Origin of the sequence: Undibacterium sp. SXout7W, from assembly GCF_049339385.1 — a bacterium.
Classification (GTDB): domain Bacteria; phylum Pseudomonadota; class Gammaproteobacteria; order Burkholderiales; family Burkholderiaceae_D; genus Undibacterium.
This window is the reverse complement of sequence record NZ_JBMPPF010000003.1, coordinates 289,330-300,280: the sequence shown is the minus strand read 5'-3', so window position 1 is coordinate 300,280 and position 10,951 is coordinate 289,330. Positions and strand designations below refer to the sequence as shown.

Sequence of the window (10,951 nt, the reverse complement as noted above, 5' to 3'; positions counted from 1 at the left end):
TCGATTCTGGAATTAAGGGAGACAATATGCTCCATTGATCTTCGGTTAATTCTTCTCTTCGTGTCATGCTCCAAAGTTAACATAATCCGAAAAAAGTTAACAGACCCTATTTATGAAATGAGTTCTAATTAAATTACTAATTAAATACGATGTGGCGCTATAGCGCCACGTTAAGCAATATATTGTTTTTTATTTAAAAGGTCGCCGATTGATTCGGGGACCTTTTTTTTACCTTTGCTGCTTCTTTCATGTCATCAGCAAGCAATATTGATATCAGGATTGGCACAACACCGTTCCAGCTTTGTCTCAATTTTTGTTGTATTAGCCCACAGTAGAATCCAAGTCAACGCCGTGTTAACGCCGAGTTAAAGCCGGGTTAACGCCACTAACAAACACGTATGATTTTCCTCGGCATGTCTTACCCGGGCAAATTTCAGTCAGTTCTATTGTTAAGTAATTCATGATATTGATTGGCGTTAAAACAAATTAAATTTTTTAAAATGTGCTGTTCTGATAATAAATATTTGAATTTCTTCGCTTATGATGGAAAGCAACTTTTTAACTGGACCAGCACCATATGAAAAAAATTCTTAATGTCATCATGAATTTCAGGATATGGAATCTTGGCGCCAACATTATGCGTCAATTGAGATTCCCCTCAAAATTGTTACTGATTTCGACAGCATTTCTGCTGCCGTTGGTTTGGTTGCTTGCTGCGTATTTGCATTCTGTCAGTGATAATCTGGACTTTGCAAACAAGGAGCGCGCAGGTATTCGCTACGCGATGACCGTCTATCCAGCGCTTGATATGGCGGGAACCTGGCGTTATCACGCAAGGATTGCAGCGTTTGGTGAAGGTAATACTCAAGTCGCGGAAACGCGTGCCGCCTTTGAGGATGCGTTTAAAAAAGTAGAAGCGGTGGATCAGGAATATAGCGATCTTCTTGGTACGAAGGAAGCCATCGGCAATGCGCGTACTCTCCTGAAAGAGGCGCAGACCGCACAGGCAACGCCGGAGGATGTTGGCAGGACTATGGTCGCATTATCACGGTCGCTGGTGAGTTTGCTGGAAAAAGTGACAGATGGTTCGGGTCTTGCGCTTGATCCTGAGCTTCCTTCCTATTATCTGATGAGCGCGGTGCTGATGCGCGCTCCGGAAATTATCCAAAGTACTGCGGAACTCCGTGGCCTTGGTGGCGGCGCACTGAAAGCAGGACAGGTTGCGTTCGATGTCTCAAGGCAGATTCAGGAAAGATTGGCAGTAATCGACCATGAAAAAAAACTGGCAGCGGATGATTTAGGCAAGGTTCATAAGGCTGCACCCGCTTATTTTTCATCTATGACCACCTCGGCTGTGGATGCGACAACGGACTTTGTCGGCTTAGTACGAAAAACGTTTCCGGTTGGTCAGACAGAGGCTACAGGTGATCGTGCCGCCTACATTGCCGCAGCAAACCAAACCTTGCAGTTACAGTTTGCACAAGTCAGTAAGAACCTGCAGGTACTTGATTCCATGCTGGCAGACAGACAAAATGATTTACGTAAAGGTTTGTGGATTACGCTGGCAATTTCTGTATTAGGTCTGGTATTAGCTAGCTATCTGTTCATTGGTTTTTATCGTTCGATGATAGGCGGGTTCAAGCAACTGCGACGCCAACTGATTAATATTGCGATGGGTGATCTGCGTGCGGATATTCGCCCTAAAGGTAAAGACGAAATGGCTGGCATGCTCAAGGAAGTCGCCAATATGCAGCGCTCTTTGATCGATACCGTACAGCAAGTACAGGTGGCCAGCGATCATGTAGTCCGCTCCAGTATTGAGATTGCCCAGGGGACGCATGATTTATCTGCACGTACAGAATCTGCTGCATCGGCTCTGGAGCAATCGTCAGCGGCGCTGGAACAGACCACATCGACAGTGCAGATGACGGCGGAGTCGGTACGTCAGGCATCCCAGATTTCGATTGATAACGCGGCAACGGCAACCCGTGGCGGGCAGGTCATGCAGGATGTCGTACAGACGATGGAAAATATTCAGGATTCATCCAAAAAAATCAGTGACATTATCAGTGTGATTGATGGTATTGCATTCCAGACGAATATTCTGGCGCTGAATGCGGCTGTTGAAGCGGCACGCGCTGGTGAGCAAGGACGTGGTTTTGCTGTTGTTGCAACCGAGGTACGCGCATTGGCGGCGCGTAGCGCCGATGCCGCCAGAGAAATCAAGAGCTTGATTACCAGCAGCACAGAACAAATTGAGGCGGGTACTGTTGTTGTCAGGAATGCTGGACATACGATGACCGAAATTGTGGAAAATGCAGACCGTATCAAGCATTTGTTGGATGATGTTGCCAACGGCGCGCGTGAACAAAGTATGGGAGTAGCGCAAATTGGTCAGGCGATCAGTGAACTGGATCGCAACACCCAGGCAAACGCGACTTTGGTGGAAGAAACAGCTGCATCTGCTAATTCTCAACGAGGAGTTGCCGTGCGTCTGGCCGCACAAGTGGATGAGTTCCGTTTGCCAGGGAATAAATCTTCGGCCCTCGTTGAAGGAATTGATGTAGATATGATTATCGATGCACATCGCCAATGGAAAGTGAAGTTGCGTGAATCGATAGAAAAAGCAGAGCGTGTCGACGTGAAAACATTATCACGTGATGATTGTTGTGCTTTAGGTAAGTGGATTTATGCAGATGGCCAGCGTCTGCGCGAGCGGCAGACGTTTACGGCATTGGTGGAAAAACATGCACGTTTTCATAAAATTGCCGGTCAAGTTGGTGAGCTGATTAATCAGGGGTCCTATGAGCAGGCCGAAGATGCGCTGGCTCACGGTACGCCATTTTCAGGAGCAACCAGCGAAGTGGTGTTGGTATTGTCAGAAGTGAAGCGTCTCGGATTTCAGTAAGCTGACGGATATCTGATACATACTGTGAGTGGATTTCTGAGCAATACGCAGTGGATGACTGTCATTTGATGAACACGATGATCTGACAACAGATCATCGTGTTTTTTTGTGAGTGCTGGATTTTGCTCATGAAAATTCAATATTGTCTGGTGCTGGCATCTGACACTGGTGTCAGTTGTATAGTCCGATATATGGTGCGATATATGGTCCAATATATTGTCGAATCAATTGCCTGAATGTATTTTTCGCATTCTTTACAAAGACGTTGGATATGGTAGTCGCTCACATCATTTCAAGAGCGATTGATCAGACCATATCTGGATGACAGTAGCAGCGCAAGTAAGCTAAGGCCGGCAAACACGGCGCCGGTGTAAAAAGTAAAAGAAGCGCCAAATTCCTGCCATAGCAAACCGGCGATCACACTGGCGAGTAATAATCCCACACCGCTGGCCAGATTAAAAAATCCAAATGCCGTTCCCCGCAAATCAGGTGGTGCGCTGGCAGCAACCATGCTGGCAAGCAGCCCTTGTGTCATCCCCATATGAATACCCCATAAAGCAATTCCACCCAGCAACCCCGCCCACTTTGTACTGAAACCCAGTACCAGATCAGATGCAATCAACACCAACAGTCCGGCTGCTAACAACTGCTGATGGGAGACGCGGTCGGATAGCTTTCCAAACGGATATGCTGATGCCGCATAGACCAGATTCATGGCCACCATGACCAGTGGCACCAGCGCAACCGGAATCGCTAACTGTTGCGCGCGTAAGACCAGAAAAGCCTCACTGAAGCGAGCCAGTGTAAAAATGCTGCCCATGGCAACGATCCACCAGTAAGTACGGCCCATGCGCTTCAGATTGTGCAGACTGACTGGATTGCCAGCATGTTTGACAGGAGCGGTTGCTGGCTCGTGGACACCAAAAAAAAGTAACAACATGGCACCCAGACCCGGGATAACTGCGAGCCAGAAAATTTGCCGGAAATCGTTGGCCCATAACAGCATCAGGCCGGTTGCCAGTAGTGGGCCGATGACGGCGCCGATCGTATCCAGCGATTGGCGCAAACCAAATGCTTCGCCGCGTATTGCGGCCGGTGTGATATCGGCAATCAGCGCATCGCGTGGCGCGCCACGTATTCCCTTGCCGATGCGATCCATCAAGCGGGCAGTCAGAAGCAGACCCATTCCTTGAGCGATGGCAAACAGTGGTTTGGTGAATGCGCTCATGCCATAACCAAACACGGCAAGAGCTTTGCGTTTACCGAGTCTGTCACTGAGCGCACCAGAGAATACTTTGACCAACAAGGTCGTCGATTCTGCAATGCCATCGATCAGACCAACGGCAAAGACACTGATGCCGAGTGTACCCACCATGAACATCGGCAACAGGCTATGGATCATTTCAGAAGAAATATCCATCAGCATACTGACGAATCCGAGAACCCAGATACTCTTCGGGAGGCTTGCTTTGCTCATCGCTGATCCATTTACCTATCATTCGGCTGCACTCGGACTGAGCGCAATCAGGTGCCGCTGATCACCTTGCCAGAGTCCAGCGCGACCTGACGCAGATGATTCAGCGTCGCACCGGGTGTGATCAGGTTTCCATCGTAACGCAATTCAATCAATGCGGGCAGTTGCTGTGTTCTGCTATGTTCGATCGCCCGTTGCAGCGCTGGTGCAAAATCGGCTGTCTGCTCGACTGTTTCCCCATGCGCCCCGAATGCGCGGGCGAGAGCGGCAAAGTCTGGATTTTGCAATGCCGTACCGGAAACCCGCGCCGGAAATTCTTTTTCCTGATGCATACGGATGGTGCCGTACATACTGTTATTGAACACGATGATGATGACACCAGCTTTGTACTGCACTGCGGTAGCAAGTTCCTGCCCGTTCATCAGATATTCGCCATCGCCCGCAAACGTGATGACGGTGCGTTCCGGTGCAATGAGTTTGGCAGCCACGCCGGAAGGAACGCTGTAACCCATCGCGCCTGAAGTCGGCGCCAGCTGGGTGCGGAATCCGCCATAACGGAAATAGCGATGTGCCCAGGTAGCGTAATTGCCTGCGCCATTGGTGATGATGGTGTCCGCCGGAGTTTGCTGCATGATGTCTTGCACCACTTGCCACAAATTCAGCGGGGCATTTTCTTTCGCAAAAATAGCGGGCTCTTGTTGCCATGCCAGTAAATCCGCTCTTGCTTCGGATACGCTGTGCTGCCATTTTGTACTGGCGTCCAAAGTGCCCATGTCTGCCAGTGCTTCTGCAATTTCTTTCATGCCGCTATTAATCATCAGATCGGCCTGGTACACCCGCCCCAGTTCCAGCGCATCGCTGTGGATATGGATGAGCTTTTGTTTAGGTACTGGTGCTTCGATGACGGTATATCCACCGGTGGTCATTTCTCCGAGACGCGGACCAATAGCAATGATCAGATCGGCATCTTTGATACGTGCAGCGAGCGCTGGGTTGATGCCAATACCGACATCGCCGACGTAATTCGGATGAGCATGGTCAATCAGATCCTGGAAGCGGAATGCACAAGCTAGTGGCAGGTGATTGCTACTGGCAAAGTCACGGATATTTTCGCAGGCTGTATGATCCCAGCCGCTGCCTCCGATCAGTAATACAGGACGTTGTGAGACCGCCAGCATATTCCGTAATTGCGCCAGTTGTTGTGGTGAAGGGGAGGCTTGTACCGGTGTATAACGACGCGTGTCTGCCACGGTAGCAACTGAGGCCAGCATATCTTCCGGTAATGCCAGCACTACCGGTCCTGGACGACCGCTGGTGGCAATTTGAAAGGCGTGAGCAATATATTCTGGCACACGATCTGCCCGGTCTATTTGTGCCACCCATTTTGTCATGGTGCCAAACATGCGGCGATAGTCGATTTCCTGAAACGCTTCCCGCTCAACAAAGTCGTTCCCCACCTGACCGACAAAGACAATCATAGGGGTGGAGTCCTGAAACGCTGTATGCACACCGATGGCGGCATTGGTGGCACCAGGCCCTCGGGTCACGAAACAGATGCCTGGTTTGCCTGTCATTTTCCCATAGGTATCTGCCATGAAGGCTGAGCCACCTTCTTGACGGTTGATGATGAATCGTATGGGGCTGTCGTGCAGCGCGTCCAACACAGCCAGATAGCTTTCTCCAGGCACACCAAAAATGGTATCGACACCATGAATTTGTAATGCATCAACAATTAATTGACCACCTGAGCGCGATTTCAGCATGATATACACACGAAAAATAAAACAGCTACGCTATCAGAAAGTTACCCAGATGTGCTGTGCTTATGAAGGCAATTTACGGAATGCCGTGCGACTAGGGTAGAATAGCGCCCGAAGCAGGCCAGACAATCGCTGGTCGCCATAGCAATATGGTGACGGGAGGAAGGTCCGGACTCCATAGAGCAGGGTGACGGCTAACGGCCGTACGTTGAAAGCCAGAGCGCAAGCCGAGGTATAAGGCGAGGAATAGGGCCACAGAGACGAGCGTATTTAGTTACGGTGAAACGCGGTAACCTCCACCCGGAGCAATTTCAAATAGGCACGCGTTGAGGTGGCTCGCGGAGCGTGCGGGTAGAAAGCTTGAGCGGCGGAGCAATCCGTCGCCTAGAGGAATGATTGTCATAGTGCGTTGCAGCAATGCAGCATGCCGTAACAGAATCCGGCCTATCGGCCTGCTTCAATTTTTACCATCCAATATTGAGACAAAATATCGGTAATCCAGCATCAGCTTTTTGTCTTCAGGGTACATTCATTCGTCAACTCAGTACGAAACCGCACGTTTTGCGTTGTAATCATTGCGTTGTAATCACTTTCCTGTCTCCAATTCGCTTGTTCGCACGGTTCGTATTCTTTGAGCGATCCGCGACATTTCTTTTTTTTAGTTGTGCAACTTGATAAAAAGTCGATTGAAGTTTGATATGCTTGTCGCATCCGGTATGCATCAACTGACATCAATGGCGCAAATCAATAACGCAAAATAAGTCGTCGATATAAAAAGCTAGCCAGACACCGAAGCAGATTCGTATTTTCATCATTCCTATGGCATCGCGAACGCATGGAGACAGCAGGCATCAGCGGAGATCAGGAAGTCCCGTTCGGGGCAGTTGTATTGTGTATTTGTCTGATTCTGGTGGCGATTATTGCCCAGAGTTATTGGTCTGTTACCGAAGATAAAACCATTACAGTTGCTACTGCACAGGAACATAATTATCTTGCTGCCCGTACCTTGGAAGAGCATGCCAGTCGCGTGATGCACGGTGCTGCCCGCGTTGTTAGTGTCGTGAGCGAAGAAATCCACACTGCAATCACTGATCCTGCAAAACAAAAAAATGCCATCCTGCCTATCTTGAGCAATCAGCGTCAGGATGTGCCGTTTTTATATGCTGTTTCCCTGATTAATGCAGATGGTGTGCGTTGGCTTTCAACGCAGCCCTTATTGGTCTCCGATCAAAATTTGTTGGGACAGAAGCACATCAAGTCGTTGCTCGATGATCCGCACAACACTCAAATCATCATTGGCGATGCAGTTCTGGTGCCATTTTCGGATCAATGGATATTACCGATGGCGAGAAATATCTACGATCATCAGGGGCGGCAGTTTGGGATTATTCAGATCGATATCAAGCTGAGGTATTTTCAAGAATTTTATGAACGGATTGCGCAGGGTAATAGCGCGGTTATCTCGTTGCATGACACAAAAGGCCACATATTTGCCCGTGCGCCGTTTGACCCCCGTTATTTCAGTCAGAAGTTAGAAGCGTCTGCATTGACGAATGCCCTCGACAGCGAACTGGCTGAAGGAAGTGTTGAGGATAAACCCCTTGTCGGAGCTGGAGGCAATCTGCTCTATACGTATCGCAAGATTCCGGAATTTCCGTTGACGCTGGTATATGCGCGTGAAATGGACAATATTCTTGTTGACTGGCGTGCAAGGTTAAAGCAAAGAATCCTGTTTGCTGCTGGAACGACGATGTTCATTTTGACGTTGGCGATGCTGATGTTGTGGCAGCTACGCTATTTGCAGGCATCGAAGGCACGGCTGGAAGCCAGTGAAAGTCGCTACCGGTTGTTGTACACAGGGGCGCAGGATGCCATTTTGCTGATTAACCGGGATTATATTTATGTTGACTGCAATCCGGCTGCGCTCAAATTATTTGGTGTGAAAAGCACGGCCGATGTCATTGGAAAGCGGGTCGGCAGTTTTTCTAATGAAAATCAACATGTGGCCAACTCACCTGGTCTGGATAAAGACAGTCTGGTAGTGAAGCTGGTCGATCAGGCGTTTCATGGAGAGCCGCAACGGTTTGAGTGGGTGACTCAGCGAGAGGGGCAGCAACAGCATATTGAGGTTTCTCTAAGTCGCGTTGAGGTGGATGGTGAATTGTTGTTGTTTTGTGTTGAGCGCGATATCAATACAAGAAAATACACAGAACATTTGCTCCAGGGCCAGAATCGTCTGCTGCAACTGATCGGCGGCGGTGATGAGTTACCTTATATCCTCGATGCCGTGTGCGAGTTTGTGGAAAAGCTCTGTCCGCATTGGTGTACGGGCATACAGTTACTGTCCGATGATCAGCGTACATTGTCTTTGGCAATGGGGAGTCGTTTCCCATCTGTCCTTAAGCACCAATTACCGGGCTTGCCAGTTGCACATGGCAGTGGCGTCTGGAACGAAGCCATTTTGCAGGCATCGCCTGTCTGGGCGGCGGATTTACAGCAAGATTTAACGATGCAGTTTGTGAATGGCTTAGAGCAATTGGCCGAGTTTTCGGCAGGCGGTGCTTGGCCAGTCGTAGGGAAAAATGGCCAGTTGCTTGGTAGTTTTACATTATTTTTGTCCGGTTTACAGGTATTGACGGATAGAGATTTAAGCCTGATTGGTATTACGACAGATATTGCGGGTATTGCGATAGAAGGACGTCGTTCAGAAAGGAAAATCCTGCGTCTTGCCCATTACGATGAGCTTACTGGTTTGCCTAACCGGTTTTTGTATAACCAGCATCTGTCAAAGTCATTGGCCATTGCCGAGCGTAACAGGAGTGAGTTGGCGGTTATTTTTCTGGATCTGGATCGTTTTAAAAATATCAACGACACCTTTGGTCATGACGAAGGAGACAAAGTTTTGTGCCATGTGGCGCAGCGTTTCCGTCGTTGCTTGCGTGAGTCTGATGTGATTGCTCGTGTTGGTGGTGATGAGTTCATCCTGTTAATTGATCAATACGCCGAACCTCGTGATCTGGGTGATATCGCGGATAAATTACTTTATGAAGCATCGCAACCTTTTGAGATTGATGGTCAGGAATGCCAGTTGAGTGCCAGCGTTGGTATTGCGACTTATCCGGCAGATGGCAAGGATGCGCAGACTTTATTGAAAAATGCCGACATTGCCATGTATCGGGCCAAAAACAAGGGCAAGGATAACTACCAGTTTTATGCGTCTGAAATGAACATACACACGGTAGAGCGTCTTGCATTTGAGGCTCGTTTGCGCAAGGCCCTGGAGCGGCGTGAATTTGTCGTCTACTATCAGCCTAAAGTCGATCTGCAGTCTGGGCGGATTGTCGGCGCTGAGGCACTGGTGCGCTGGAATCATCCTGAAAAAGGTATCCTCTATCCGGGGGACTTTATTACGCTGGCAGAAGAGGCAGGATTAATTGCCCGTCTGGGGATGCTGGTACTGGATATTGCATGCCGTGATATTCTCAGTTTCCGTGCAGCTGATAAGCACTTTGGACGTGTGGCGATCAATTTGTCCGGTTCGCAATTTAACGATGTCAATATGCTGGAAGAAGTGAAAAGCGTCATTGATTTCTGGCGCGTTCCTTCGCAGTCGATCGAGTTTGAAATCACGGAAAGTATGGTCATGCATAACCGTGAACAGGCCATTGCGCTGATGGATGGACTCAAGCAGGCGGGTTTTACCTTATCAATCGATGATTTTGGTACTGGTTATTCTTCGCTGGCGTATCTGAAGCGTTTCCCTGTGGATAGCGTCAAGGTGGATCGTTCATTTATCCGTGATATTCCTGATGACCCCAATGATACGGCAATCGTATTGGCAATCGTCGCCATGGCGCATACGCTGGGTTTGAAAGTCATTGCAGAGGGGGTGGATTCACCGACACAATTGGCTACGCTGCTTGAATGCAAGTGTGATGAATATCAGGGGTTTTATTTCAGTAAGGCCATTCCTGACAAAGAATTTTTGCAATTACTACAAAAACAGGCCGCCAGCGCTACTACCTGACTTTTTGGTACGCCGTTCATGTTCCAAGCCTGATTCCAGGCCATATTTCCTCATTGTTACAGTACGAAATTGACTTTCGTATCATGTGTAACCTTCACTTCAGTTCGTAAGTCCTTCATTTATCAGAGTATTTCGCTCGCCATCCCACTTTTGTTACTTGAGCTAAGTCATTGACTTTATTAAAGAATTTCACATTTTTGTCATCAAATCAGCTTGACCTGCCCGAATGCATCCTCTAAAGTGGGAGATAGTGTGAAAAAGTGTAATTTTGTGGAGTAAATTCAAATTTTTCATATATCGTTACAAATTCGGTCACATCTGTAAAAAACGAAGGAAAAGGTTGTCAACGTGTTTCAGGGCGCATCCGCACTTAATCTCGATGCAAAAGGCAGAATGTCTATTCCTGCCAGGCACCGTGACGCGCTCGCTGTTCAATGTGAAGGCAGATTAACGCTGACACGGCATCCTGATGGTTGTTTGCTACTTTTCCCTCGCCCAATATGGGAATCTCACAGAGAAAAAATTTCAGCTTGGCCTATGCAGGCACGTGACTGGAAACGAATTTTTTTGGGTAACGCTTTTGATTTGGAAATGGATAGCGCTGGTCGCATTCTGGTGGCTCCCGAATTGCGGAGCGCAGTCGGTATGCAGCGTGATGTGATGTTATTAGGTATGGGTAATCATTTCGAAATCTGGGATGCTGGCAAGCTGGCTGAAAATGAAGCGCAGGCAGTTGCTGGCGGCATTCCTGATGTCTTGAGTAATTTTTCTTTTTGATCGCG

Annotated in this window: 5 protein-coding genes and 1 other RNA gene; 4 read left to right on the top strand and 2 right to left on the bottom strand. The window is 48.5% G+C overall.

Annotation, left to right across the window (positions count from 1 at the left end; translation table 11 throughout):
- The first annotated feature begins 577 nt into the window (after positions 1 to 577).
- On the top strand, positions 578 to 2,908 hold the full coding sequence (locus tag ACO0LB_RS05270) for a methyl-accepting chemotaxis protein (protein WP_423047187.1): 2,331 nt from the start codon (positions 578 to 580) through the stop codon (positions 2,906 to 2,908).
- Between the two features lie 292 nt (positions 2,909 to 3,200).
- On the opposite strand, the gene ACO0LB_RS05265 is transcribed toward ACO0LB_RS05270, so the two are convergent.
- On the bottom strand, positions 3,201 to 4,385 hold the full coding sequence (locus ACO0LB_RS05265; RefSeq protein ID WP_423047185.1) for an MFS transporter: 1,185 nt from the start codon (positions 4,383 to 4,385) through the stop codon (positions 3,201 to 3,203).
- A gap of 47 nt (positions 4,386 to 4,432) precedes the next feature.
- A complete protein-coding gene (locus ACO0LB_RS05260; protein ID WP_423047183.1) occupies positions 4,433 to 6,145 on the bottom strand; it encodes a thiamine pyrophosphate-binding protein in 1,713 nt (570 codons plus the stop codon).
- A 110-nt stretch (positions 6,146 to 6,255) separates the two neighbouring features.
- Here ACO0LB_RS05260 and rnpB point away from each other — a divergent pair.
- The 3 genes from rnpB to mraZ all read left to right on the top strand — a co-directional run bounded on the left by rnpB (position 6,256) and on the right by mraZ (position 10,946).
- Positions 6,256 to 6,605, top strand: an RNA gene (gene rnpB, locus ACO0LB_RS05255) — RNase P RNA component class A.
- Between the two features lie 372 nt (positions 6,606 to 6,977).
- Positions 6,978 to 10,169: an EAL domain-containing protein gene (locus ACO0LB_RS05250; protein WP_423047182.1), complete on the top strand. Its 3,192-nt coding sequence runs from the start codon at positions 6,978 to 6,980 to the stop codon at positions 10,167 to 10,169.
- 348 nt (positions 10,170 to 10,517) lie between these two features.
- Positions 10,518 to 10,946 carry a division/cell wall cluster transcriptional repressor MraZ gene (gene mraZ / locus ACO0LB_RS05245; protein ID WP_423047180.1) on the top strand — a complete coding sequence of 143 codons (429 nt, stop codon included), beginning with the start codon at positions 10,518 to 10,520 and terminating at the stop codon, positions 10,944 to 10,946.
- Positions 10,947 to 10,951: the final 5 nt, after the last annotated feature.

What these genes read in the sequence shown, in the direction of transcription:
- ACO0LB_RS05270 (WP_423047187.1), top strand. Translation starts at nt 578, where the DNA reads ATGAAAAAAATTCTTAATGTCATCATGAATTTCAGGATATGGAATCTT.
- ACO0LB_RS05260 (WP_423047183.1), bottom strand. Translation starts at nt 6,145, where the DNA reads ATGCTGAAATCGCGCTCAGGTGGTCAATTAATTGTTGATGCATTACAA.
- ACO0LB_RS05250 (WP_423047182.1), top strand. Translation starts at nt 6,978, where the DNA reads ATGGAGACAGCAGGCATCAGCGGAGATCAGGAAGTCCCGTTCGGGGCA.
- ACO0LB_RS05265 (WP_423047185.1), bottom strand. Translation starts at nt 4,385, where the DNA reads ATGAGCAAAGCAAGCCTCCCGAAGAGTATCTGGGTTCTCGGATTCGTC.